This window comes from Kitasatospora sp. NPDC091207, assembly GCF_044768625.1.
Taxonomy (GTDB): Bacteria; Actinomycetota; Actinomycetes; order Streptomycetales; family Streptomycetaceae; genus Kitasatospora.
This window is the reverse complement of sequence record NZ_JBIVVS010000002.1, coordinates 477,195-501,178: the sequence shown is the minus strand read 5'-3', so window position 1 is coordinate 501,178 and position 23,984 is coordinate 477,195. Positions and strand designations below refer to the sequence as shown.

At 73.9% G+C, this 23,984-nt stretch carries 21 protein-coding genes; 6 read left to right on the top strand and 15 right to left on the bottom strand.

The window, feature by feature from the left end; all coding sequences use genetic code 11:
- Window positions 1-38 precede the first annotated feature (38 nt).
- Complete coding sequence (locus tag ACIQTO_RS06905; RefSeq protein WP_402383871.1) at window positions 39-1,448, bottom strand: MFS transporter; 1,410 nt, start codon at window positions 1,446-1,448, stop codon at window positions 39-41.
- A gap of 41 nt (window positions 1,449-1,489) precedes the next feature.
- Window positions 1,490-2,251 (bottom strand): 3-hydroxybutyrate dehydrogenase, encoded by a 762-nt coding sequence (locus ACIQTO_RS06900; protein WP_402383868.1) that lies wholly within the window; start codon window positions 2,249-2,251, stop codon window positions 1,490-1,492.
- A 309-nt stretch (window positions 2,252-2,560) separates the two neighbouring features.
- On the opposite strand from ACIQTO_RS06900, the gene ACIQTO_RS06895 reads away from it, so the two are divergent.
- Window positions 2,561-4,420, top strand: coding sequence for a regulator (locus tag ACIQTO_RS06895; protein WP_402383865.1), 1,860 nt, complete (start codon window positions 2,561-2,563; stop codon window positions 4,418-4,420).
- Between the two features lie 32 nt (window positions 4,421-4,452).
- Here ACIQTO_RS06895 and ACIQTO_RS06890 read toward each other — a convergent pair whose 3' ends face one another.
- The 3 genes from ACIQTO_RS06890 to ACIQTO_RS06880 form a co-directional block, all read right to left on the bottom strand.
- Entirely contained in the window at window positions 4,453-5,682 is a 1,230-nt protein-coding gene (locus tag ACIQTO_RS06890; RefSeq protein WP_402383862.1) for a cation:proton antiporter, read from the bottom strand.
- A 104-nt stretch (window positions 5,683-5,786) separates the two neighbouring features.
- Window positions 5,787-7,118, bottom strand: coding sequence for an NAD(P)/FAD-dependent oxidoreductase (locus tag ACIQTO_RS06885; RefSeq protein ID WP_402383859.1), 1,332 nt, complete (start codon window positions 7,116-7,118; stop codon window positions 5,787-5,789).
- Window positions 7,119-7,551: 433 nt separating this feature from the next.
- Window positions 7,552-8,457, bottom strand: coding sequence for a TIGR01777 family oxidoreductase (locus ACIQTO_RS06880; RefSeq protein WP_402383856.1), 906 nt, complete (start codon window positions 8,455-8,457; stop codon window positions 7,552-7,554).
- A gap of 73 nt (window positions 8,458-8,530) precedes the next feature.
- Here ACIQTO_RS06880 and ACIQTO_RS06875 point away from each other — a divergent pair, with 73 nt between their 5' ends.
- Both ACIQTO_RS06875 and ACIQTO_RS06870 read left to right on the top strand, forming a co-directional pair.
- Window positions 8,531-9,028: a GNAT family N-acetyltransferase gene (locus ACIQTO_RS06875; RefSeq protein ID WP_402383853.1), complete on the top strand. Its 498-nt coding sequence runs from the start codon at window positions 8,531-8,533 to the stop codon at window positions 9,026-9,028.
- A gap of 158 nt (window positions 9,029-9,186) precedes the next feature.
- The gene (locus tag ACIQTO_RS06870) at window positions 9,187-10,233 is read left to right on the top strand and encodes a DUF2510 domain-containing protein (protein ID WP_402383850.1); all 1,047 of its coding nucleotides are present in this window, start codon (window positions 9,187-9,189) and stop codon (window positions 10,231-10,233) included.
- Between the two features lie 12 nt (window positions 10,234-10,245).
- Here the strand turns inward: ACIQTO_RS06870 and ACIQTO_RS06865 are convergent, their stop codons facing one another.
- From ACIQTO_RS06865 to cobU, 7 genes are all read right to left on the bottom strand, one after another.
- On the bottom strand, window positions 10,246-10,761 hold the full coding sequence (locus ACIQTO_RS06865) for a DUF4240 domain-containing protein (protein ID WP_402384271.1): 516 nt from the start codon (window positions 10,759-10,761) through the stop codon (window positions 10,246-10,248).
- Window positions 10,762-10,949: 188 nt separating this feature from the next.
- Window positions 10,950-12,800 (bottom strand): 2-oxoglutarate dehydrogenase, E2 component, dihydrolipoamide succinyltransferase, encoded by a 1,851-nt coding sequence (gene sucB, locus ACIQTO_RS06860; protein WP_402383847.1) that lies wholly within the window; start codon window positions 12,798-12,800, stop codon window positions 10,950-10,952.
- A gap of 56 nt (window positions 12,801-12,856) precedes the next feature.
- Complete coding sequence (lpdA, locus tag ACIQTO_RS06855) at window positions 12,857-14,245, bottom strand: dihydrolipoyl dehydrogenase (protein ID WP_402383845.1); 1,389 nt, start codon at window positions 14,243-14,245, stop codon at window positions 12,857-12,859.
- Between the two features lie 430 nt (window positions 14,246-14,675).
- Window positions 14,676-16,181: a leucyl aminopeptidase gene (locus tag ACIQTO_RS06850; RefSeq protein WP_402383842.1), complete on the bottom strand. Its 1,506-nt coding sequence runs from the start codon at window positions 16,179-16,181 to the stop codon at window positions 14,676-14,678.
- A 301-nt stretch (window positions 16,182-16,482) separates the two neighbouring features.
- Window positions 16,483-17,280, bottom strand: coding sequence for an adenosylcobinamide-GDP ribazoletransferase (locus ACIQTO_RS06845; RefSeq protein ID WP_402383840.1), 798 nt, complete (start codon window positions 17,278-17,280; stop codon window positions 16,483-16,485).
- Between the two features lie 100 nt (window positions 17,281-17,380).
- A complete protein-coding gene (locus ACIQTO_RS06840) occupies window positions 17,381-18,496 on the bottom strand; it encodes a nicotinate-nucleotide--dimethylbenzimidazole phosphoribosyltransferase (RefSeq protein ID WP_402383837.1) in 1,116 nt (371 codons plus the stop codon).
- A gap of 28 nt (window positions 18,497-18,524) precedes the next feature.
- Window positions 18,525-19,097, bottom strand: coding sequence for a bifunctional adenosylcobinamide kinase/adenosylcobinamide-phosphate guanylyltransferase (cobU, locus tag ACIQTO_RS06835; protein ID WP_402383835.1), 573 nt, complete (start codon window positions 19,095-19,097; stop codon window positions 18,525-18,527).
- A gap of 201 nt (window positions 19,098-19,298) precedes the next feature.
- Between cobU and ACIQTO_RS06830 the strand changes: the two genes are divergently transcribed.
- Complete coding sequence (locus ACIQTO_RS06830; RefSeq protein WP_402383832.1) at window positions 19,299-19,502, top strand: hypothetical protein; 204 nt, start codon at window positions 19,299-19,301, stop codon at window positions 19,500-19,502.
- Between the two features lie 182 nt (window positions 19,503-19,684).
- On the opposite strand, the gene ACIQTO_RS06825 is transcribed toward ACIQTO_RS06830, so the two are convergent.
- Window positions 19,685-20,383: a class I SAM-dependent methyltransferase gene (locus ACIQTO_RS06825; RefSeq protein WP_402384268.1), complete on the bottom strand. Its 699-nt coding sequence runs from the start codon at window positions 20,381-20,383 to the stop codon at window positions 19,685-19,687.
- 200 nt (window positions 20,384-20,583) lie between these two features.
- A complete protein-coding gene (locus ACIQTO_RS06820; RefSeq protein WP_380579622.1) occupies window positions 20,584-21,183 on the bottom strand; it encodes a DUF3043 domain-containing protein in 600 nt (199 codons plus the stop codon).
- Between the two features lie 300 nt (window positions 21,184-21,483).
- Here ACIQTO_RS06820 and ACIQTO_RS06815 point away from each other — a divergent pair, with 300 nt between their 5' ends.
- Both ACIQTO_RS06815 and ACIQTO_RS06810 read left to right on the top strand, forming a co-directional pair.
- Window positions 21,484-22,287, top strand: a complete 804-nt coding sequence (locus ACIQTO_RS06815) for a PspA/IM30 family protein (RefSeq protein ID WP_380579624.1) — start codon at window positions 21,484-21,486, stop codon at window positions 22,285-22,287.
- A gap of 36 nt (window positions 22,288-22,323) precedes the next feature.
- Entirely contained in the window at window positions 22,324-22,617 is a 294-nt protein-coding gene (locus tag ACIQTO_RS06810; RefSeq protein WP_402383829.1) for a hypothetical protein, read from the top strand.
- 74 nt (window positions 22,618-22,691) lie between these two features.
- Here the strand turns inward: ACIQTO_RS06810 and nadA are convergent, their stop codons facing one another.
- Complete coding sequence (gene nadA, locus ACIQTO_RS06805) at window positions 22,692-23,876, bottom strand: quinolinate synthase NadA (RefSeq protein ID WP_402383826.1); 1,185 nt, start codon at window positions 23,874-23,876, stop codon at window positions 22,692-22,694.
- Between the last annotated feature and the right edge of the window lie 108 nt (window positions 23,877-23,984).

The window sequence follows — 23,984 nt, the reverse complement described above, 5'->3', positions numbered from 1 at the left end:
CCGGCGCTCCCGGGTGACGGGCGCCGGCCACCGGTTCGTCAGGCCCTCGCGGCCTTGGTGACCACGGCGTCCTGCGGCGCGTTCGCCGCCGGGGCCGCCGCCGGTTCGGCTCCGGGTCCGGCTCCGGGCTCGGTCAGGTCCCGGCCGCGGGTCTCCCGGGCGCAGAGCACCGCGAGGACGGTGATCACCGAGGCGATGGCCACGTACACGGCGATCGGCGTCGAGCTGCCGTAGTCCTTGAGCAGCGCCGTCGCGATCAGCGGGGCCGGCGCGCCGGCCGCCACCGAGGCGAACTGGGCGCCGATGGAGGCACCCGAGTACCGCATCCGGGTCGCGAACATCTCGGAGAAGAAGGCCGCCTGCGGCGCGTACATCGCGCTGTGGAAGACCAGCCCGACGGTCACCGCCAGCAGCAGCGAACCGAAGGACCGGGTGTCCACCAGCCCGAAGAAGACGAACGCCCAGACCCCGACGCCGACCGCGCCCACCAGGTACACCGGCTTGCGCCCGACCCGGTCGGAGAGCGCCCCGAACACCGGGATCAGCGCGAACTGGATCGCGGAGGCGATCAGCACCGCGTTCAGCGCGGTCTGCTTCGGCAGGTGCACCTGGGTCACCGCGTACGCCAGCACAAAGGTGGTCATCACGTAGTACGAGATGTTCTCCGCCATCCGGGCGCCCATCGCCACCAGCACCTCCCGCCAGTGGTGCCTCAGCACCGCCACCAGCGGGGGCTGCTCCTCCGCCCGGCCCGCCGCCTTGCGGGCCTCGGCGGCGGCCAGCGCCTGCTGGAACAGCGGGGACTCGTCCACCGCCAGCCGGATCCACATCCCGACCGCCACCAGCACCGCCGACAGCAGGAACGGCACCCGCCAGCCCCAGGACAGGAAGGTGGCGTCCGACTGCACGGTGGTCAGCAGCGACAGCACGCCCGCCGCCAGCAGGTTGCCCGCGGGGGCGCCGCCCTGCGGCCAGGAGGCCCAGAACCCGCGCCGCCGCGCGTCCCCGTGTTCGGAGACCAGCAGTACCGCGCCGCCCCACTCGCCGCCGAGCGCGAAGCCCTGCACCAGCCGCAGCACGGTCAGCAGCACCGGGGCGGCGGCGCCGATCTGGTGGTACGTCGGCAGCAGGCCGATCAGCGTGGTCGAGCCGCCCATCAGCAGCAGGCTCACCACCAGCAGCTTCTTGCGGCCGACCCGGTCGCCGAAGTGCCCGAACACCAGCGCGCCGAGCGGCCGGGCGGCGAAGCCGATCGCATAGGTGAGGAAGGCGAGCAGCGTTCCGGTCAGCGGATCGCTGGCCGGGAAGAACACCTTGCCGAAGACGAGCGCGGCAGCCGTGCCGTACAGGAAGTAGTCGTACCACTCGATGGTGGTGCCGATGAGGCTGGCGCCGACCACCTTCCACAGGGGGGAGCCTGGTCTCGCGACGGCGGGGGAACTGGCCATGGGCGGGGTCACCTCGAAGGGGGGAGTGGGGTGAGGGGGCATCAGCGCGCCGTCCAGCCGCCGTCGACGGGGAGGCTGGCGCCGGTGATGTAGGAGGCGTGCGCGCAGCAGAGCCAGACGGCCAGCTGCGCCACCTCGTCGGGTTCGATCAGCCGCTTGACGGCGGTGCGGTCGAGCATGATCTGCTCCACCACCTCGTCCTCGCGGATGCCGTGTGCCAGTGCCTGGGCGGCGATCTGCCGCTCCACCAGCGGGGTGCGGACGTACCCCGGGTTGATGCAGTTGCTGGTGACGCCGTACGGCGCGCCCTCCAGAGCGACCGTCTTGCTCAGCCCCTCCAGCGCGTGCTTCGCCGTCACGTAGGCCGACTTGAAGGCGCTGGCCCGCAGGCCGTGGACGGAGGAGATGTTGACCACCCGCCCCCAGTCCTGCGCGTACATGTGCGGCAGGGTGCGGCGCAGGATGCGGAACGGGGCCTCGACCATCACCCGCTGGATCTGGGTGAAGCGGTCGAGCGGGAACTCGTGGACGGGCGCGACGTGCTGGAGGCCGGCGTTGTTGACCACGATGTCGGCGTCGTCCGGCAGCGCCTCCACCGCCTCCGGGTCGGCCAGGTCGGCGACGTGCGCCACGCCGCCGATCCGGTCGGCGAGCTCCCGGGCCGGGGCGGCCGCGAGGTCGACGACGTAGACCCGGGCGCCGGCCGCGGCGAAGGCTTCGGCGCAGGCCCGGCCGATGCCCGAGGCGGCCCCGGTGACCAGGGCCGTGCGGCCGTCGAGCGGTCGGGCTGAAGTGGTGTCCATGGCCGAGAACGGTAGGAATCCGGCGGCCCGGCTCCCATGTGGTGGTGCACCACAGTGGCCGGGTCTGCTGTGGTGGTCACGGCTATGACGGTCGATCGGCGGTCCGGCTGCCCCAGGCCAAACCCGTGCCGTCCGGGCTTCCCCACAATGGGCGCCGATGCTTCACCCGTTCGGAGGATTGCTCGGTCAGAACCGCCCATAGCGCCCGAATGCTCGCTACATTCACGCCGATTCCCGACAGGGGGCGCCGCCACAGGCAGCCGAAGTGCTGGTGGAGCCGGTGCGGCGTCCGAGAGGTGTTGACTGACTATGCCCCAACGGCCTGCAACCGACAGCCCGGCGTACGGACCGCTCGACCCGCTCGACCAGCACCGGGGCCCGGTCGGCCGGGCCCTTCCGGACGCCCCCGACGCCCCGGCCGCCGACGAACCGCGGCTGCCCGCGCAGGTCACGACCGCACGGCAGCGCAGCGCCCCGGCGCCCTCGGACGCGCCGGTCGTGCCCGTACAGCCCCCGGCGGCCGCCCATACCGGTCCGGCCCCGCAGAACGGCCAGCTGGCCGCCCTGATCGAGGAGGCCGGCTTCTCGCACGCCGGCCTGGCCCGCCGGGTGGACCAGCTCGGTCTGGAGCACGGTCTGGACCTGCGGTACGACAAGACCTCCGTGACCCGCTGGCTCCGCGGCCAGCAGCCGCGCGGCGCCACCCCGGCGCTGATCGCCGAGGTGTTCACCCGCCGGCTGGGCCGCCGGCTCACCGCCCAGGACCTCGGTCTGGACGCCTGCGCCCCGGTCTACGCCGGCCTGGAGTTCGCCGAGACGCCGCAGGAGGCGGTGGACATCGTGGCGAGCATGTGGCGCAAGGACAACGGCCCGCAGTCCGAGCTGCGCCGGATCGCCTTCACCCCGGCCGGTCTGGTCGTCCCCAGCCGGGACTGGCTGATCGGCCGCACCGACGAGCGGGTCGCCCGGGACGGCTCCACCCTGCCCCGGCCCGACACCGCCACGGGGGCGCCGCCCGCCGGGCCGGCCGCGCCCGGCGCGCCCGGTGCGGCCCCGGCGCGCGGTACGGCGCCCGGCGCGCCCGGTGGGCCCGCCGCGCAGCCCGCCCGGAGCGCCGCCGGTGCGGCCGCCTCCTCGGCTCCCGCCGCCGCGTCGCCCGGCGCCGCCGGCGCGCTCGGCCGGGTGCCGACCCAGAGCCGCCGTCCGCCCGTCGCCGTCGAGCCGCCGTACACCGACCCGGCCCGCGAGCCGAGGCCGGCGCTGCGGGTCGGCCGGGGCGACATCGCCGCCATCCGCGCCGTCGGGGACCTCTTCCGCGCGCTGGACCACGCCTACGGTGGCGGCCACGCCCGCCAGGCGCTGGTCCGCTACCTGGAGAGCGAGGCGGAGCCGATGCTGCGCGGCCGCTACGGCGAGCAGATCGGGCGGGCGCTCTTCGGTGCCGTCGCCGACCTGACCAGGCTGGCAGGCTGGACGTCCTTCGACATCGCCGCGCACGGTCTGGCCCAGCGCTACTTCGTCCAGGCGCTGCGGCTCTCCCAGGCGGCGGGGGACCGCGCGCTCGGCGGCTACATCCTGGTGACGATGAGCCAGCAGGCCGTGCACCTCGGCCACGGCCGGGAGGCGGTCCAGCTGGCCCGGGTCGCCCAGCAGGGCGTGGGCACCGCCGTACCGCCCACCGTGCAGTCGCTGCTGCACGCCGCCGAGGCGCGCGGGCACGGCCTGCTCGGTGACGTGCGCTCCTGCACCACCGCGCTGGTGCGCTCCGAGCGGGCCCTGGCCGGGGCCCGGGCCGGCGACGAACTGCCCTCCTGGGCGCGGTACTTCGACGAGGCGCAGCTCTCCGACGAGTTCGCCCACTGCTACCGGGACCTCCAGCAGTGGCGGACGTCGGCCCAGCACGCCGAGAAGTCGCTGCGGCTGCGCTCGCCCGCCTACGCCCGCAGCCGGATCTTCTGCCGGATGGTGCTGGCCACCGCCCGGCTCGGCATGGGGGACTTGGACGAGGCCTGCACCATGGCCACCGACGCGCTGCGGGCGGCCGGAGAGATGCGCTCGGCCCGTTCGCTGGAGTACGTCCGGGACTTCCACCGCCGGCTCACCCCCTACCGGGGCAGCCCGGTGGCCCGCGCCTTCGAGGAGACGGCGCGCCAGGCGGGGGTGATCTGACGGCGGGCCGTGCCGGGCCCGGCCCGCCGCGGCTACCAGCTCTCGGCGTTGACCCGCTGCCGGTCGCCCTCGGCGGCCGGCGGGCGGGCGGATCCGCGCAGCCGCTGGGCCAGCAGCGGGAAGGCGAGCACGGAGAGCATGCCGGCGCCGACCAGCGCGGCCGCGGTGGAGGACGGCAGGTGCCCGGCGTCCACCTCGATCGTGGTGATCACCACGACCAGCGGCAGCGCGGTCGCGCCGTACAGGCCGAGCGCGGCCCGGTCGCGCCGGCCGAGTCCGATGGGGGCCAGGAGGGCGGCCGGCAGTCCGCGCACGGCCAGGAGCAGCAGCAGGAACACGGGGACGAGAAGCAGGGTGCCCGGATCCCGGAGCAGTGCCTCCAGGTCGAACTTCATCCCGCTGACCACGAAGAACACCGGGACGAGGAAGCCGAAGCCGATCCCCTCCAGTTTGGCCTCGATGACCTCCTCCTCGGCCTCGGGCACGTCGGCGAGCAGCAGGTGGGAGACGATCCCGGCGGTGAAGGCGCCGAGCAGCATGTCCAGATCGAGCCAGATCGCGGCGGACACCATCGCGGCGAGCACCAGGACCACCGTGCGGATCGCGAACTGGCCGGAGGTGCGCAGGGTCCGCCGGATCAGCCGGGTCATCCAGTCCGGCCGGGGCCGGCGCGCGTAGCCGACGGCGGCGGCCGTGATCACCGCGAAGGCGGCCAGGATCACGGCGGTCCGGACCGGGCTGTTGCCGCTGAGCAGGATCGCGACCGCGATGATCGGCCCGAACTCGCCGACCGCCCCGGTGGCCATCACCAGCGAGCCGAACGGGGTCGGCAGCTCCCCGGAGTCCCGCAGGATCGGCAGGATGGTGCCGAGCGCGGTGGTGGTGAGCGCGAGCCCGGCGAAGGCGCCGTTCAGCGGGTCCCGGTTCACCATCGCGCCCACACCGAGTGCCACCACCAGGGACGCCAGCCACGCGGCGCCCGCCCGTTTCAGCGGGCCGCCGCGCAGCTTGGCGAAGTCGATCTCGTAACCGGCCAGGAACATCAGCATCGCCAGGCCGAACTCGGAGAGCGCGTCGACCAGGCCGCTGACCTGCGCCCAGTTCAGGACATCGGGCCCGATCAGCACTCCGAGCACGATCTCGAACACCACCGTGGGGACGGCGATCCACCGCGGCAGCCGGTCGGCGAGCAGCGGCGCGGCCACGGCGGCGGCCGGGATCAGGACCAGGGCGAGCGGGTCGACCGGGCAGTCGGCGCTCACCGGGCGACGGGTGGGGGGCTCTGGACGGAAAGCATCCGATTAGCGGTCATATCGGCATACTGGCATGCTGTAGCGTGCCGCCCCGGCAGCCCGCCGGTCGCGTGTTACGCCGCCGCTTCCGACTCCCGGGTGACGACCGGCAGTCCGAGGTCGCGCACCACCGCGCGCGCCGCCCGCCGCCCCGAGACCAGTGCGCCCTGGGCACTGCTGGTGTCCCGGTGGTCGCCGCAGACGTACAGCCCGGCCAGCAGCCGCACCGGGCGCCGGTTGTTGTGCGGCGGCGGCATGGCGGGCACCGCGTCCGGGACGTGGCGCACGCTCAGGAACTGCCACCCCTTGGTCGGGGCGCCGTACAGCTCCGCCAGCCGTGCGCGGACGGCGGGTTCCAGCGCGGCGGGCCCACCGGAGTCGAAGGAGCGCCGCCCCAGCACCGTGGTGGCGACCAGTGCCTGTCCGGCCGGGGCGTACGAGGAGTGCAGCTCGCTGAGCACCAGGGAGTGCGAGACCAGCGGCGGGTGCCCGTTCGGCCGGTCGCCGTCCAGCAGCAGCACGGCCTCGCCGATCGGCGCCCGGTCGGTCGCGTGGTAGAAGGTGGTGACGGGGTGGAAGTCCGGCAGCCGCAGTCCGGGCAGCAGGCCGGCGGCGGAGCGTGCGTCGGTGGCCACCACGACGGCCTGGGCCCCGATCCGGCCGTGGCCGGCGGTCTCCACGCCGTCGGCCGCGATCGAGGTGACCCGCACGCCGGTCCGCAGGGTGCCGACCGGCAGGGCGGCGGCCACCTGGGCCGGCACGGCCGCGAGCCCGTCGGCGGGCAGACAGAGCCGGCCGCGCGCGTAGCAGCGCAGCACCAGGTCGGCGATCCGGCTGCTGGTGCCCAGGGCCGGGTCGCTGAGCAGGGCGCCGAGCAGCGGCCGCAGGAAGCCGTCGACGGTGCGCGGTGCGAGGCCGCGTTCGCCGAGCGCGCGGGCGGTGGTGGTCTCCGGCCGGGACTGCAGCCGGCCGGCCGGGGTGGCGGCGAGCCGGCCGAGCCAGCTGCCCAGTCGGGCCTTGTCCAGCGGACTGCCGAGCGGTGCCCGCGAGGCCGCTTGCCGGGCGGCGGTCAGCTGCGGGTCCCCGGCGCGGTACCGGCGGCCGCCGCTGTGCACGAGCACGCCGGGCGCGAGCGGCCGCAGGCCGAGCCGGTCCAGGTCGAGGGCACGGTTCAGCTCGGGGTAGGCGGTGTTCAACAGCTGGCTGCCGTGGTCGAGCCGGAACCCGTCCAGCTCGCGGGTGGCCATCCGGCCGCCGATCCGGCCCGAGGCCTCCAGGACCTGGACGGTCAGGCCGTGGCCGGTGAGCGCGCGGGCGGCGGCCAGGCCCGCGAGTCCGGCGCCCACCACGATGACGTCCGGATCGGACTGTCGGCGGGTGCGGCGAGTGAAGTCGTATGTGGGCACTGGCGTGCTCCCTCCCTGGTCCCGGAGCTTCGGCCGACGCAGGCAGCGGGGTGCCGGGACACGGTCCGACGGTGTGATGCCCAGTCAGTGCGAGCGTCAGACAAGCACACCGGGTCCTATCCGGGCCCCGGAGAGGGTTCGACAGCGTGCGGTGGGGATGTGGTCACGCACGGTGCGCGCAACCGGCCGCCTTCCGGGTCGGCGGGCGCGCACGGTCACCGGGGGCGTGCGGCGCGCCCGGTGCGTGCTCCCGTGCGCCCCCTGTCGGAGCCCCGCCCGGCTCCGCTCGGCATATGCCTCCGGCCAGCGCGAATGCCGTAGCGGGCGTACGCGGGACCGCCCGGGCGGGGTGCCGCACCGGGAGCAGCCGGTCTACCGCACCCGCCCGCCCGGCGCGCACCCCCACCGCCCCGGTCCCGGGGCCGCCCCGCCGCTACAGCGCCGCCCGCGCCGCCGAGTCCACATCCGGGTGCGCGAAGCGGAAGCCGGCCTCCAGCAGCCGTCGCGGCACCACCCGGTGACTGCCGACCACCTCGACCGCCAGCTCGCCCAGCACCGCCGTGAGCACCGCCTCCGGCACCGGGAACGGCGTCGGCCGCTTCAGCGCCCGGCCGAGCGCCGCCGTCAGCTCGGCGTTGGTGACCGGCTCCGGCGCGCTGAGGTTGAACGCGCCGCTCAGGTCGTCCCGGTCGAGCAGGAACCGCAGCGCCGCGACCTCGTCCGCCAGTGAGATGAAGCTCCAGTACTGCCGCCCGTCACCGAGCCGCCCGCCGAGCCCGAGGCGGAACAGCGGGAAGAGCCGGCCACCGGCCCCGCCGGCGGCGGAGAGCACCAGTCCGGTGCGCGGGTGGACCACCCGGATGCCGGCCCGCTCGGCGGGCCGGGCGGCGGCCTCCCACTCGACGCAGACCTCGGCCAGGAAGTCGTCCCCGGCGGGGGAGTCCTCGTCGATCACCTCGTCCCCGGTCTGCCCGTAGAAGCCGACGGCCGAGGCGCTGACGAAGACCCTCGGCGGCTCCTCGAGCTCCGCCAGTGCCACGGCGAGCGTCTCGGTGCCGAGGACCCGGCTCTCCCGGATCTCCCGCTTGTACGCGTCCGTCCACCGGTGGTCGCCGACCCCGGCGCCCGCCAGGTGCACCACCGCCTCGACGCCCGCCAGCCCGGCCCGGTCGACCTGCCCCAGCAGCGGGTTCCAGCCGATCGCCGTCGTCCCGTCCGGCCGCGGCCCGGTTCTGGAGCGGTGCCGGACCAGCCGGACCACCTCGTGGCCGTCGGCGAGCAGCGAGCGGACGAGTGTCGAGCCGATCAATCCCGTGGATCCTGTGACCGCGATGCGCATGGGGCCATCCTTACAGCTTCCGGCGGCGGGAATTCCGTGTACGCCCCGGGTGCCGCTGATTAGCATGGCGCGCATGCACGACGAAGATCTGATCATCCGTCCCGCGCAGGCCGAGGACGAGAAGGAGCTCGCCGAGCTCAACCGGGCCGCCTGGTCCTGGCAGAGCGAGGTCGCCCCGCGGCCGGCCGAGGACGCCGGGGTGTTCGACGAGCGCCACACCCCGGACCAGTTCCTGGTGGCCCTGCTCGACGGGCGGGTCGTCGGCTACATCCGGGTGGTGCCGCCCACTCCGCTCGTCAGCAACCGCCATGTGCGGCAGATCCAGGGCCTGGCGGTCTCCGCCGCGGCCCGCGGCCGGGGCATCGGCCGGGCGCTGGTGGAGGCGGGCTGCGCGGCCGCCCGGGAGCAGGGGGCGCGCCGGATCACCCTGCGCGTGCTGGGGCACAACTCCCCGGCCCGCCACCTCTACGAGGCCTGCGGCTTCGTGGTCGAGGGGTCGCTCGCCGAGGAGTTCCTGATCGACGGCCGGTACGTGGACGACATCTGGATGGCCCGTTCGCTGGCACTCTGAGCCTGCCCGTCCGCCCGCGTCGCGCCTCACGCCACCCCTCGCCCGCCACCCGCCGCGCACAGGTCACTGACGGGGCGTCAGACCGGGTGCGAGGGTGGTGCAGACTCGTGACAGAACCAACCGGTCTGGAGCGGCGCCGCGCCGGGTACCGTACGGCCGTGAGCAACTCGACGCCTCCCGGGTGGTACCCGGTACCGGGTGCGGACGGCACGGCCGGTCATGAGCGCTGGTGGGACGGCCATGCCTGGACCAGTGACGTCCGCCCCGTCCAGGCGGGCGGCGGCGGGCTCGCCGACGCCCCGACCCAGGTCTCCTGGCAGACCACGACACCGCCGGCCCCCGTCTCCCCGCCGCCCTCCTACGGCTACGGCGCCCCGCAGCAGGCCGCGCCCGGCTACGGCTACCCGACGCAGGACCAGCAGGGCTACGGCTATCCGCAGGGCGGCTATCCGCCGCCGCCGCCGCCGCAGTCCGGCCGGATGAAGCCGGGCGTGGTCGTGGCGATCGTGGCCGGTGTGCTGGCCGTGGTCGGCGTGGTGGCCGCGATCGCCCTCAACAGCGGCGGCGATCCCAAGGCCGACCCGCGACCCGTGCCGACGGTCACGGTCACCGACACCCCCAGCCCGACGCCGACCCCCCGTCCGACCACGCGCACCCCCACTCCCACCCCGACCCCGGCGCCGAGCCTGCCGCCGGTGCCGGTGGTCAAGGACACCGCCACCGACGCCCAGCACGCCATCACGGTGCCGATCTTCCAGGGCTGGGACGCCCAGACCGACACCACGCACTCGACGGTCTTCCTGGGCAACGGCCGCTACACGTGCCCCAGCGGCGGCTCCTGCATCAGGGGGCAGTTCTCGGTGGAGAAGGACACCATCGCGGGGGCCTCCGCCCGGGCGGCGGCCGAGGCGGCGATGCCCGCCTACGCGGCGGCGATCTTCACCGGGATCACCTCGCACACCGACGCCGGCTCGGCGAGCACCACGGTGGCGGGCGTCTCCGGTTACGCGGTGCGGTGGCACATCACCACCTCGGACGGCACCAAGGGCTACATCCTGCTGGCGGCCGTCCCCGCCAAGGGCGGCGGCTACGTGGCCTTCGAGGGCGGGGTGGACGATGCCGCGGGCGCGCCCGACCCGACCGTGCTCGACCAGATCCTCAAGGGCGTCAAGCAGGACGGCAGCGCCTCCGGCTCCGGGACCTGAGCCACCGGTCGGTCAGTCCCCGTAACGCTCCCAGAGCTTGGGGAACCGTTTCGCCATGGCGTCCGGGTCGTCGAAGTCCAGGGCGGCACCGGCCGGCCGCGCGGGCTGCCGCTCGCCCACCTCGGGCAGCGGCAGCCCGGTCAGCTGTTCGTACGCCTCGTCGGCCGCGTAGCCCAGGTCCTCGGCCTCGCCGTCCTCCTCCTCGTCGAAGTCGGGGAGCAGGTCGGCCAGGTCGTCCGGCTCGTGCAGCCCGCCCTCGAACACCTCCCGCCCCTGGCCGATCAGCCAGCAGCGGAAGTAGTCGAAGGAGTCCTCGGAGGCGCCGTCCAGCAACAGGTAGGCCGCGCCCCACAGGTCGGTGCGGTAGGCGCGCTGGAACCGGGCCTCGAAGAGCCGGGCGAAGTCGATGACGTCGTCCGGCGTCAGTTGGACGAGCCGTTCCACCAGCCGTTCCGCCTGCTCGTCCGGGTCGCCCTCGGCGTCCTCCCGGGTGTCGTCGATGATCTGCCAGAAGTCGGTCTCGTCCATCACCGCTCAAGCATCCCTGTTCGCCCGCGCGATCGCATGCGATGGGCCCGGCGAAACGCGGGCGGCATCGGGCCCGCCACCCGGGCCCGCGGGGCCGCCGACGGGGCGGGACGCACACGCGGAGCCCCGCGCCGTCCTGGGACGACGCGGGGCTCCGTACTGCCGTGGGCTGCCTTGCGGCCGCTTCCCTACAGGCCGAGCTCGACCTCGAACTCGCCGGCCTCCAGGATCTCCTTGACGGCCACCAGGTAGCGGGCGGCGTCGGCGCCGTCCACCAGGCGGTGGTCGTAGGAGAGCGACAGGTAGGTCATGTCACGGATGCCGATGGCGGTGCCGCCGTCGGCCTCGATGACGACCGGGCGCTTGACGGTCGCGCCGATGCCCAGGATGCCGACCTGGTTCGGCGGGACGATCACGGTGTCGAAGAGCGCACCGCGCGAACCGGTGTTGCTGATGGTGAAGGTGGCGCCGGACAGCTCGTCCGGGGTGATCTTGTTGCCGCGCACCTTGCTGGCCAGCTCCGCGGTCTTCTTGGAGATGCCGGCGATGTTGAGGTCGCCCGCGCCCTTGATGACCGGGGTCATCAGACCCTTCTCGGAGTCCACCGCGATACCGATGTTCTCGGTGTCGAAGTAGGTGATGGTGCCCTCGGCCTCGTTGATCCGGGCGTTGACGACCGGGTTGGTCTTCAGTGCCTGGGCCGCGGCCTTGACGAAGAACGGCATCGGGGACAGCTTGACGCCCTCGCGGGCGAGGAAGCCGTCCTTGGCCTTGTTCCGCAGCGACATGATCTTGGTGACGTCCACCTCGACCACGCTGGTCAGCTGGGCCTGCTCGTGCAGGGCCTTCAGCATGTTGTCGCCGATGACCTTGCGCATGCGGGTCATCTTGACCGTCTGACCGCGCAGCGGGGACGGCGCGGCGGCGGCCTTCGGCGCGGCGGCCGGGGCGGCGGCGACGGGGGCCGGAACGGCCTTCGCGGCCTCGGCGGCGGCGATGACGTCCTGCTTGCGGATGCGACCGCCGACACCGGTGCCGGTGACGGAGGCCAGGGTGACACCCTGCTCGGCGGCGAGCTTGCGCACCAGCGGGGTGACGTAGGCGTCACCGCTGTCGGTGGCCGGCGCGGCGGCGACCGGAGCGGCCGGGGCCACCGGAGCCGGAGCGGCGACGGGGGCCGGAGCGGCGACCGGAGCCGGCGCGGCGACGGGGGCCGGCGCGGCGACGGGGGCCGGAGCAGCAACCGGGGCCGGGGCAGCGACCGGAGCCGGCGCGGCGACGGGGGCCGGAGCAGCAACCGGGGCCGGGGCAGCGACCGGAGCCGGAGCCGGAGCGGCGTCCGGAGCCGGAGCGGCCACGGGGGCCGGAGCGGCGACCGGGGCGGGGGCGGCCACCGGAGCCGGAGCGGCGGCGGCCGCACCCGGGGTACCGATCAGCGCGAGCTGGGCGCCGACCTCGGCGGTCTCGTCCTCGCCGACCAGGATCTTCACGACGACGCCGGCGACCGGCGACGGGATCTCGGTGTCGACCTTGTCGGTGGAGACCTCGAGCAGCGGCTCGTCGACCTCGACCGTCTCACCCTCGGCCTTCAGCCAGCGGGTGACGGTGCCCTCGGTGACCGACTCGCCCAGCGCGGGCAGCAGTACCGGGGTGGCGTCGGCGGCCGGAGCGGCGGCCGGAGCGGCCGGAGCCTCGGCGACCGGGGCGGGAGCGGCGGGCGCCTCCGCGACCGGGGCCGGGGCGGCGACCGGAGCCGGCGCGGCCTCGGCGGCCGGAGCCGGGGCGGCGACCGGGGCGCCGGAGCCGTCATCGATGATCGCCAGCTCGGCGCCGACCTCGACGGTCTCGTCCTCGCCGACCTTGATCGAGGCCAGGATGCCCGAGGCCGGGGCCGGGATCTCGGTGTCGACCTTGTCGGTGGAGACCTCGAGCAGCGGCTCGTCGACCTCCACACGCTCACCCTCGGCCTTCAGCCAGCGGGTGACGGTGCCCTCGGAAACGCTCTCGCCCAGCGCGGGCAGTGTTACTGAGACCGCCATGGTTTCAGCGACTCCTATCAAGTCTTGCGTACTGGAATGGGGGGTGTGGGGCGCGATCAGTCGTGCGCGTGCAGCGGCTTGCCGGCCAGCGCCAGGTGCGCCTCGCCCAGGGCCTCGGACTGGGTCGGGTGCGCGTGGATGAGCTGCGCGACCTCGGCCGGCAGAGCCTCCCAGTTGTAGATCAGCTGAGCCTCGCCGACCTGCTCGCCCATCCGGGCGCCGACCATGTGGACGCCGACCACGGCGCCGTCCTTGACCTGGACGAGCTTGATCTCGCCGGCGGTCTTCAGGATCTTGCTCTTGCCGTTGCCGGCCAGGTTGTACTTGAGGGTGACGACCTTCTCCTTGCCGTACAGCTCGACGGCCTTGGCCTCGGAGATGCCGACGGAGGCCACCTCGGGGTTGGAGTAGGTCACGCGCGGGACGCCGTCGTAGTCGATCGGCACGGCCTTGAGGCCGGCCAGGCGCTCGGCGACCAGGATGCCCTCGGCGAAGCCGACGTGGGCCAGCTGCAGGGTCGGGGCGAGGTCGCCGACGGCGGAGATGGTGGGCACGTTGGTGCGCATGTACTCGTCGACGAGCACGTAGCCGCGGTCCATCGCGACGCCGTTCTCCTCGTAGCCGATGCCGGCCGAGACCGGGCCGCGGCCGATGGCGACGAGCAGCAGGTCGGCGTCGATCTGCTTGCCGTTCTCGGTGGAGACGCGCACACCGGTCTCGGTGTACTCGACGCCGGAGAAGCGGGCCTTCAGCTCGAACTTGATGCCGCGCTTGCGGAACGCGCGCTCCAGCAGCTTGGAGGAGTTCTCGTCCTCCAGCGGGACCAGGTGCGGCAGCGCCTCGACGATGGTGACCTCGACGCCGAAGGACTTCCAGACCGAGGCGAACTCGACGCCGATCACGCCGCCGCCGAGGATCACGGCGGACTTCGGGATGCGGTCGAGCTTGAGCGCGTGGTCGGAGGAGATCACGCGGTCGCCGTCGATGGTCAGGCCCGGCAGCGACTTCGGCACGGAGCCGGTGGCGAGGACGATGTGGCGGCCCTCGACGCGCTGGCCGTTGACGTCCACCGAGGTCTGCGAGGAGAGCTTGCCCTCGCCCTGGATGAAGGTCACCTTGCGGGAGGCCACCAGGCCCTGCAGGCCCTTGTACAGGCCGGCGATGACGTCGTCCTTGTACTTGTGGACACCGTTGATGTCGATGCCCTGGAAGGTGGCCAGCACGCCGAACTCGGCGGCCTCCTTCGTCTCGTCCGCGATCTCGGCGGCGTGCAGCAGCGCCTTGGTCGGGATGCAGCCGCGGTGCAGGCAGGTGCCGCCCAGCTCGCCCTTCTCGATCAGGGCGACGCTCAGACCCAGCTGAGCGGCGCGGAGCGCCGCGGCGTAACCGCCGCTTCCGCCTCCGAGAATGACTACGTCGAAAACGGTGCTGGCGTCGTTCGCCACGTCACGTCCTCCATGCAATGGGGTGGGTCGCCGGGCCGGTCGCGGTCCGGTGGGTCGGAAGCCTTTGTGAGGCGCCCAGTCGTGCCGGAAATACATCTTCGCACTTGTTCACGGCAGCTGATGTCCGGGTCCACCCCAGGGGTGTCCCACAGGGTGGTCACAGGGGCGGGAATGCCCCCGACGGAAGGGCATCATCCCAGCTCAGCGCGGGGTTGACAGCGGCGGGGGAGGGGTTTTGGGCGGGCCGGGCCACGCTTGGTTCCGCACTGTGGAACAAAGTTTCGCCCGCAGCGAACACGGGTGCGGGCGGGGTCCGGCTTTCTACCCGCGGGTAACAGCGCCGCGGGCGGGTCCGCCGGGGCGGCCCGCGCCGGGAACGCGGACGGGGCCCCGCGCGAGCGCGCGGGACCCCGTCCGTCCGGACCCCGGATCAGGCCTTGTCGCCCGCCGCCGTCCGCTCGGCGAAGCGGACCAGGGTGCGCACCGCGCTCGCGGTGCCGCCCTTGGGGGTGTAGCCGAACGGCGCGCCCTCGTGGAAGGCCGGACCGGCGATGTCCAGGTGGGCCCAGTCGATGCCCTCGGCCACGAACTCCTTGAGGAACAGGCCCGCCACCAGGCCGCCACCCATCCGCTCGCCCATGTTGGCGAGGTCGGCGATGGTCGACTCGGTCATGCCCTTGCGCAGCTCGGCCGGCAGCGGCATCGGCCAGGACTGCTCGCCGGCCTCGCCCGCGACGGTGTGCAGGGTCTCGCGCAGCTCGTCGTTGTTGGCCATCACGCCGAAGGTGCGGCTGCCCAGCGCCAGCATCATCGCGCCGGTCAGCGTCGCGACGTCGACGATCACGTCCGGCTTCTCCTCGCCGGCCCGCACGATGGCGTCGGCGAGCACCAGACGGCCCTCGGCGTCGGTGTTCAGCACCTCGACGGTCTTGCCGCCGTACATCCGCAGCACGTCACCCGGACGGGTGGCGGTGCCCGACGGCATGTTCTCGGCCAGCGCCAGCCACGCGGTGACGTTGACGGCCAGGCCCAGGCGCTTGGCGGAGACGACGGCGGCGAACACCGCGGCGGCGCCGGCCATGTCGCACTTCATGGTCTCGTTGTGGCCGGCCGGCTTGAGCGAGATGCCGCCCGAGTCGTAGGTGATGCCCTTGCCGACGAACGCCAGGCTCGCCTTGGCCTTCGGGTGGGTGTAGGCCACCTTGACCAGCCGCGGCGGGTTGGCCGAGCCGTTGCCGACGCCGAGCAGGCCGCCGAAGCCGCCCTTGAGCAGCGCCTTCTCGTCCAGCACCTCGACCTTGAGGCCGTGCTCCTTGCCGGCGGCCTGGGCGATCGCGGCGAAGCCCTTCGGGTTCAGGTCGTTCGGCGCGGTGTTGACCAGGTCGCGGGCGCGGTTCATCTCCTCGCCGACGACCTGGGCGCGCTCGACGGCGGCCTTGGCGTCCTTGCTGCCCTTGCGGGCGGTCAGCAGCACCAGCTCGCCGACCGGCTCCTTGGCGCTGCCGTTGCCCTTGTAGGTGCCGAAGGAGTAGGCGCCGAGCAGACCGCCGAGCGCGACCGCCTCGACCTCGTCGGCGGACTCGACCGGCAGGGCCAGCGCGGCCTTCTTGCTGCCGGTCAGGGTGCGGGCGGCGACACCGGCGGCGCGGCGGAGCGTCTCCAGGCCGTAGCCGCCGTCGGTGGCCTCGCCGAGGCCGACCGCGAGCACGAGGGCGGCCTTCAGGCCGGCGGGGGAGGGGACCTTGACGGCCTCGCCCTCGGCGCCGGTCGCGCCCAGGGTGGTGAGGACCTCGGCCAGCTTGCCCTCGAACGCCTCGCCCACGGCGTCGGCGCCCGGCGCCAGCACGATGCCCTTCGGGCCCTTCGCCACACCGATCACCAGCGCGTCCGCGCGCAGCGAGGCGGCGGAGGAGGTGCTCACAGACAATGCAGTCACGTAATGCGTCCTGTTCTATCGCGGTCCACGGCACCGGTGACGGCACGGCTGCCGCACCGGCGCAGCCCGGGGCCGCCACTGCGGGCCGTCCGGCCGGAGCGGGCCGGGTCCGGGGCCCCTGGCGCGTGCGTCCACCGGTCGCGGCGGCCGCACACACCAGAAGCCCCGGCTCCTCGACGCGCGACGGCCGGGCGGACCTGCGACGGTGCAGGGCTGCGGTGCTCCCCGCATGGTAGTCCGCATGCTGGGATCACGCGCCGCCCGGTGTCCCACCGTCCGGTCCGGGGACCCGCGGTGGGCCTCAGTCCAGGAGCGCGAGGGCGACCAGTGTGCCGGTCGCGGCGGTCTCCGCCATCGCGCCGAGGACATCCCCGGTGATGCCGTCGAACCGGTGTACGCAGCGCCGCAGCAGCAGCCAGGAGCAGCCGAGGCCGATCGCAACGGCCAGTGGCAGCCGCAGGGCTGACCATCCGTCAAGCAGGCCGAGGGCGGTCAGCAGCGCTGCGGCGCCGGCCGTCGACGCGACCGCCGCGCCCGGCGGTACGGTGCCCGCCACCATCGCGCCGAGCCCACCCGGCCGGGCGGCCGGCACCGATCGCGCGCACCCCCAGGCGAGCGCGCACCGCGCGGCCGTCGCCGAGGCGAGCACCGCGAGCGCGCCGCGGCCCGGCGAGGCGTCGAACTGTCCGGCCAGCGCGGCGACCTGGGCCAGCAGCGTCAGCACCAGCGTGAGGACGCCGAACGGCCCGATGTCGGACTGCTTCATGACGCGCAGTGCGTCCGGCGCCGGTTTGCCGCTGCCCAGGCCGTCGGCGACATCGGCCAGACCGTCCAGATGCAGGCCCCGGGTCAGCGCGGCCAGGGCGCCGACGGCGGCCACCGCGCCGAGCGGTCCGCCCGCGCGCCAGGCCACCGAGGCGCCCGCGGCCGCGGCCAGTGCCCCGAGCACCAGGCCGACCACCGGCGCCGCGGTCATCGCCCGGCCCGCCGTCGGGCGGTCCCACCGCTCGACCCGGACCCGCAGCACCGAGAGCGTGCCGAACGCGAACCGCAGCCCGTCGCCCCAGCCGGCCGGCGCCTCCGGTGACCCGTCCCGCATGGCCCGCCGCTCCTCACTCCGTACGTCGGGGCGCGGCCCCGTACTGTGCCGCGCTCCGCGACGGCCTTGCCGCGCCCGGCCGTCGGGCGAAGCCATGAGGTCAGACCCGGCCGAGCAGCTCCGCCGCCGAGGGCAGCTTCGGCTGCTCCTTGGGCACTGCCGGAAGGATCGGGGCGGGCGTGTGCTCGGCCAGGGCGTCCGCCGCGGCCTGCAGCAGCGGCAGCGCCATCAGCGCGCCGACGCCCTCGCCCATGGTGATCTCCTGCTCCTGCAGCGGCGTCAGGGTGAGCCGGTCGTAGGCCTTGGCCTGGGCCGGCTCGCCGGTGGACTGCCCGGCCCGCCACCACTCCGGCGCCCGGAACGCGATCCGCTGCGCGACCAGCGCGCAGGCCGCGGAGACCACGCCGTCCAGCACCACCGGGAGTTTGCGCACGGCGGCCTGCAGCAGGAAGCCGGTGATCGCCGCGAAGTCGGCGCCACCGGTCGCGCCGAGCAGGGCCAGCTGGTCGCCGAGGACCGGTCGGGCCCGGCGCAGCGAGTCCCGCACGGTCGCGCACTTGACCATCCAGACCCGGTCGTCGATGCCCGAACCGCGCCCGGTCACCGCGGCCGCGTCCGTCCCGCAGAGCGCGCCGACCAGGACGGCCGCCACCGTGGTCGCGCCGACCCCGAGGTCGCCGAGCAGCACCAGGTCGGTACCGGCGTCGGCCTCCTCGTCGGCGACGGCCATCCCGGCCCGGAAGGCCTTGACGGTCTCCTCGGCGCTCAGCGCGTCCTCGGTGTCGATCCGGCCGGAGCCGCGCCGCACCCGGTGCGCGACGACCTCGGCCGGGAAGTCGGACGGGTCCGCGTCCACCGCGACGTCCACCACCCGCACCTCGGCACCGAAGCGCCGGGCGAGCAGGGCGACCGGCGCGGTGCCGTCCAGGACCGACCGCACCCGGGCGGCCGTGCCGCCCCGCGCGGGCAGCCGGGACACCCCGAGGGCCGCCACCCCGTGGTCGGCGGCGAACAGCAGCACCTTGGGCGCCGACAGCGGCCGCACCGGGGAGCGCCCCTGCACGGACGACAGCCAACTGCCCAGCTCCTCCAGCCGGCCGAGCCCGCCGCGCGGCCGGTCCAGCGCCTGCCAGCGCTCTTCGGCGGCCCGCCGGGCGCTCTCGTCGGGGCGCTCGACGAGCGAGGAGAACGTATCGAGATCCACGGTCGTGTCCATCGGTCGGAAGGCTACACGCCGCGGATGTTCAGCCTGCGGCGGGCTTGACCGTCAGAACCTGCCCCGCCACGACGAGCAGCACACGCTCGGAGGCGTCGGCCACCGCCATGTTCAGCCGGCCCAGGGTGTCCCGGAAGCGGCGCCCCGCGGCGGTGGCCGGGACGACGCCCATGCCCACCTCGTTGCTGACCGCGATCACCGGGCGTCCGGTGGCCGCCCAGGAGCGCGCGAGCGCCTCGCAGCGCCGCTGGACCGCCGCCTCGCCGCCGTCCGCCCAGACCGCGTCGTCCCAGGCGCCGCACTCGTCCATCACCGCGGTCAGCCAGAGCGCCAGGCAGTCGATCAGGGCCGGCGCCGGGTCGGCGGTGTCCGCCAGCACCGCCTCCAGGTCGCAGGTCTCGGCGGTGCGCCAGCTCGCCGGCCGCCGGTCGCGGTGCAGCGCGACCCGCCCCGCCCACTCGGTGTCGCCGTCCCGGCTGCCGCTGGTGGCCACGTACAGGACGTCCGGGTACCGGGCGAGCAGTTGCTCGGCCTTGGTGGACTTGCCGGACCGGGCGCCGCCGAGGACCAGGGTGCGGGGAAGTGCGGGGTGGGCTGCCATACGGCCATCCTGCCAAGGCGGCGCCGCGCCGACCCGGCCGGGGCGGGCCGTCGGGCCGGCGCGGCGCCGCCGGGAACGACGACCCGGTCCCCGTCGGGCATGACAACGCGGTCCCCGCCAGGCATACGGAAGATCGGGCCGGGCAGGCTAAGGTGCGCAGCACACAGGCAGCGCACAGGTCGTCAGTGGGAGGAGCCGGGCATGGTCTGGACGTGGCGGTACGAGAAGGCGGACGGCGCCGTGGTGGCCCCGAGCGGCGGCCAGGAGGAGGAGTTCGCCGGCCAGGGGGACGCCGAGACCTGGATCGGGGAGAGCTGGAAGCAGCTGGCCGATGACGGCGTCGACACCGCGGTCCTGCTCGACGACGGCCGGGAGATCTACTCGATGAGCCTGCACGAGGCCTGAGCCGGTTCCCCCGCCGACGGGAGAGGCCGCGCCGAGCCGAAGGGGCGCGCCGGTGCCGAGAGGGAGAGCGCGAGGAGGCCCCGAGACGGGTCCCCCGGCCGAGGGCTGGGGGAGAGGGGCCCTGGAGCGACGACCGTCGGCACCGGGTCGAGCGTCCCGGAGGCGAGCGCCCGAAATGACGGCTACTTGGCCCCGATGACGTGCAGCAGCGCGGCGACCTGCCGGTACGGATCGGTGCGGCCGGCCCGTTCCTCGGCCTCCAGCAGCTGGGCCAGCTGCCGGCCGTCCACCGGCGGCGTCGCGTCGTCGGGCGCGTTGTCGGTGAACACCCGTACGCCGTACCAGTGCCGTAGCGGCACGGACACCTCGGAGAGGGTGACGGCGAGGTCGGCGATCCGGTCGGCCCGGGCGGCGAGTCCGAGCCGGTTGTAGTAGCGGTCGCTCTCGAAGGCGTGCAGGGCGGCCCGCCAGTCCCCGGCGGCGGCGGGCCGCAGGGCCAGCGCGTCGCGGTTGCGCACCAGCAGCGAGAGCAGCCCGCCGGGGGCCAGCAGCCGGGCCAGCGAGGCGATCATCGGGTCCGGGTCCGGAAGGTACATCAGGACACCGTGGCAGAGCACCACGTCGAAGCTGCGCGGCCCGAACCAGCGCCCGCACTGGTGGCCGTCGCCGCTGAGCAGCTGCATCCGGCCGCGCACCTCGGGCGGCTCCTCGGCCAGCGCCCCCTGGGCGACGCCGAGCGCGACCGGGTCGGAGTCGATCCCGGTGACGTAGTGGCCGGCCCGGGCCAGCCGCAGCGCCTGGGTGCCCTGGCCGCAGCCGATGTCGAGGACGCGCTGTTCGGCGCGGCCGGCCAGCTGTTCGGCCAGCTGCCGGGTGACCAGCTCCTGCCGGACGAGGTTGCGCAGGCCGCCGAGGCGCTCCAGCCACGGGCCGGCGCCGCCGGCGAAGGAGCCGCTGCGCGAGGGCAGCCGGCGCTCCTGGGCGATCCGGTCGTGGCCGCCGTCGCCCTGGCCCGGAAGCGCGTACAGGCCGGGCCCCTCCCAGGCGGGAGGGGCCCAGCCGGAGTCCACCGGTTCGGCGGTCAGGGCTTCTCTCCGCGCCGCACCTGCGGCTTGGGCAGGCGCAGCCGGCGCATCTGCAGGATGCGCATCAGGCCGTAGGCGACCGCGCCGCGGGTGTTCTGGCCCGCGAACCGCTCGGTGAGCTGCTTGCGCAGTCCGAAGCCGAGCCGGACGAAGTCCAGCACCACCAGCACGAAGAAGGCCAGGAAGAGCAGGGTGGAGAGCAGTTGGAGGGCCGGCACCTTGACGATGCTCAGGACCAGGATGACCACGGCGGCGGGCAGGAAGAACTCGGCGAGCGACCAGCGGGCGTCCACGTAGTCGCGGGTGAACTTGCGCACCGGGCCCTTGTCACGGGCCGGCAGGTGCCGCTCGTCCCCCTCCAGCAGCGCGGTGCGCTGCTTCTCGCGCTCGCTGCGCATGCGCTCGCGCGCCTGGCGGGAGGCCTCCTTGCGGTCCTTGGGCACGGTCACCCGGGTGCGCCGGTTGGCCTCGGCCGCACTGCGCTTGGGCGTGGGCCGGCCCTTCTTCGCCTGCGGGTCGCGGGTCTGGGTCGTCTCGTCCTGCTTCTCCAGCACGGCGGCGGAGGCAGCGGCATCATCTGAACGGCGTCGGAACACACCACCAGCGTACGGGGTGCGCGGCCGCTTCCACGGGTGCCCTCGGACCCAAACGCATATCGATCGTGCCGGTCCGGGCCCGGACCGGGTTTCCGGGGGGCGTCCCGTAGGGGATCACTCCGGTGGACGGTGGGTGGGATGAGGGACGGATCCACCCGGGGGATGAGGCCGCCGCGGGGATCTCTGTAGCAGTCTTGTTGCAGGCAGGTGCACTGCGGCGAGGGGCTCGCTGCACATACACTCGTCGTGTCTGGTAACGAGATAGAGACCGCAGGCCGGAGAAGGGGGCACCCGAGGCCCATGAGCGACGGAATCATGAAGCGTATGGGGCTGATCTTCCGCTCCAAGGCGAACAAGGCCTTGGACCGGGCGGAGGATCCCCGTGAGACGCTCGACTATTCGTACCAGAAGCAGCTTGAGCTGCTGCAGAAGGTGCGTCGCGGCGTCGCGGACGTGGCCACCTCGCGCAAGCGCCTGGAGCTCCAGCTGACCCAGCTGCAGCAGCAGTCCGCCAAGTACGAGGACCAGGGCCGCAAGGCGCTCTCGCTCGGTCGGGAGGACCTCGCGCGCGAGGCCCTGACCCGCAAGGCGAACATGCAGTCCCAGATCACCGATCTGGAGGTGCAGTACCAGCAGCTCCAGGCGGAGGAGGAGAAGCTCACGCTCGCCTCCCAGCGGCTGCAGGCCAAGGTCGACGCCTTCCGCACCAAGAAGGAGACGATCAAGGCCACCTACACCGCGGCCCAGGCGCAGACCCGGATCGCCGAGTCCTTCTCGGGCATCTCCGAGGAGATGGGCGATGTCGGTCTGGCGATCCAGCGGGCCGAGGACAAGACCGCCCAGATGCAGGCCCGCGCGGGTGCGATCGACGAGCTGCTGGCCTCCGGCGCGCTCGACGACGCCAGCGGGCTCGGCCGCAAGGACGACATCGAGGCGGAGCTGGAGCGGGTCGCCGGCGGTTCGGACGTCGAGCTGGAGCTGGCCCGGATGAAGGCCGAACTGACGGGTGGCTCGCCGGCCTCCGGTCCGCAGGCCATCGAGCCGGGCAAGGCGCAGCCGCAGGACGCCCAGCCGGACAGCCCGCGGATCAACTACAACAAGTGACCTGAGCTTCACCCCACGAACCGGGAGACGCACGGCATGATCATGCGGGTCATGGGCGAGGGCCAGTTCGAGGTGGGCGACGCCCATCTCAACCGGCTGAACAAGCTCGACGAAGAGCTTCTCGTCGCACTGGAGTCGGGGGACGAAGAGCATTTCCGTCGAGCGCTCGGGGAGTTGCTGGGCGCCGTCAAGGAGTTCGGCACCCCGTTGCCGGACGCCTCGCTGGAGCCCTCCGACCTGATCCTCCCGGATGCCGACGCGACGATCGACCAGGTTCGGCAGCTGCTGCGGGCCGAGGGTGACGGCCTGATCCCCGGCCTTCCCGAGTAGTAGCCGCCGTCTCGCGCCAGACGCAAGGGCGGGCCCCTCCGCGAGGAGGGGCCCGCCCTTCGGCGTGCGGCGGACTACGGCAGGGCGAGCATCCGGTCCAGCGCCGCCTTGGCGTACTTCTCGGTCTCCGGGTCGACCCGGATCACGTTCGGCACCCGGCCCTCGACCAGCGACTCCAGCGCCCAGACCAGGTGCGGCAGGTCGATCCGGTTCATCGTGGAGCAGAAGCAGACCGCCCGGTCCAGGAAGACGATCTCCTTGTCCGGGTGCGCCTTGGCGAGCCGGCGGACCAGGTTCAGCTCGGTCCCGATGGCCCACTTGGAGCCGGGCTCGGCGGCGTCCAGCGCCTTGATGATGTACTCGGTCGAGCCCACCATGTCGGCGGCCGCGACGACCTCGTGCTTGCACTCGGGGTGCACCAGCACGGTGACGCCCGGCACGCGCTCGCGGACGTCGTTGACCGAGTCCAGCGAGAACCGGCCGTGCACCGAGCAGTGGCCGCGCCAGAGGATCATCTTGGCGTTCCGCAGCTGCTCGGCGGTGAGACCGCCGCCCGGCTTGTGCGGGTTGTAGAGCACGCAGTCGTCCAGCGAGAGGCCCATCTCGCGCACCGCGGTGTTGCGGCCCAGGTGCTGGTCGGGCAGGAAGAGCACCTTCTGCCCCTGCTCGAAGGCCCACTCCAGGGCCCGCCGGGCGTTGGACGAGGTGCAGATGGTGCCGCCGTGCTTGCCGGTGAAGGCCTTGATGTCGGCGGAGGAGTTCATGTACGAGACCGGGACGGTGACGTCGGCTATGCCGGCGTCGGCCAGGACGTCCCAGCACTCGGCGACCTGCTCCGCGGTGGCCATGTCGGCCATCGAGCAGCCCGCCGCGAGGTCCGGCAGGACGACCTGCTGGGCGTCACCGGTGAGGATGTCCGCGGACTCGGCCATGAAGTGCACACCGCAGAAGACGATGTACTCGGCCTCCGGGCGGGCGGCCGCGTCGCGCGCGAGCTTGAAGGAGTCGCCGGTGACATCGGCGAACTCGATCACCTCGTCGCGCTGGTAGTGGTGGCCGAGGATGAAGACGCGCTCCCCGAGTGCCTCCTTGGCGGCCCGGGCCCGGGCGACGAGGTCCGGGTCGGAGGCGGCGGGGAGGTCGCCGGGGCACTCGACGCCGCGCTCGCTGTTCGGGTCGGCCTCACGGCCGAGCAGCAGCAGAGCGAGCGGCGTCGGAGTGGGGTCGACGCCGTAGGTCTCGGTGATGGTGGTGGTCACGGGCGGGTGCCCTTCTGTGCGGCCGATCAGTCGGTGCAGGCCTTCTCGTCTATCTGACGTTATCTATGATAGCCGCTTAGCGTCAGACTGACGATGGCCATCCTGTCG

Bases quoted from the DNA above. Each gene is read 5' to 3' on its own strand.
- ACIQTO_RS06845 (WP_402383840.1), bottom strand. From the start codon at position 17,280: ATGCGGGACGGGTCACCGGAGGCGCCGGCCGGCTGGGGCGACGGGCTG.
- ACIQTO_RS06810 (WP_402383829.1), top strand. From the start codon at position 22,324: ATGATCATGCGGGTCATGGGCGAGGGCCAGTTCGAGGTGGGCGACGCC.
- ACIQTO_RS06905 (WP_402383871.1), bottom strand. From the start codon at position 1,448: ATGGCCAGTTCCCCCGCCGTCGCGAGACCAGGCTCCCCCCTGTGGAAG.
- ACIQTO_RS06895 (WP_402383865.1), top strand. From the start codon at position 2,561: ATGCCCCAACGGCCTGCAACCGACAGCCCGGCGTACGGACCGCTCGAC.
- ACIQTO_RS06880 (WP_402383856.1), bottom strand. From the start codon at position 8,457: ATGCGCATCGCGGTCACAGGATCCACGGGATTGATCGGCTCGACACTC.
- ACIQTO_RS06840 (WP_402383837.1), bottom strand. From the start codon at position 18,496: ATGGACACGACCGTGGATCTCGATACGTTCTCCTCGCTCGTCGAGCGC.
- ACIQTO_RS06875 (WP_402383853.1), top strand. From the start codon at position 8,531: ATGCACGACGAAGATCTGATCATCCGTCCCGCGCAGGCCGAGGACGAG.
- sucB (WP_402383847.1), bottom strand. From the start codon at position 12,800: ATGGCGGTCTCAGTAACACTGCCCGCGCTGGGCGAGAGCGTTTCCGAG.
- ACIQTO_RS06830 (WP_402383832.1), top strand. From the start codon at position 19,299: ATGGTCTGGACGTGGCGGTACGAGAAGGCGGACGGCGCCGTGGTGGCC.
- ACIQTO_RS06865 (WP_402384271.1), bottom strand. From the start codon at position 10,761: ATGGACGAGACCGACTTCTGGCAGATCATCGACGACACCCGGGAGGAC.
- cobU (WP_402383835.1), bottom strand. From the start codon at position 19,097: ATGGCAGCCCACCCCGCACTTCCCCGCACCCTGGTCCTCGGCGGCGCC.
- ACIQTO_RS06815 (WP_380579624.1), top strand. From the start codon at position 21,484: ATGAGCGACGGAATCATGAAGCGTATGGGGCTGATCTTCCGCTCCAAG.
- ACIQTO_RS06900 (WP_402383868.1), bottom strand. From the start codon at position 2,251: ATGGACACCACTTCAGCCCGACCGCTCGACGGCCGCACGGCCCTGGTC.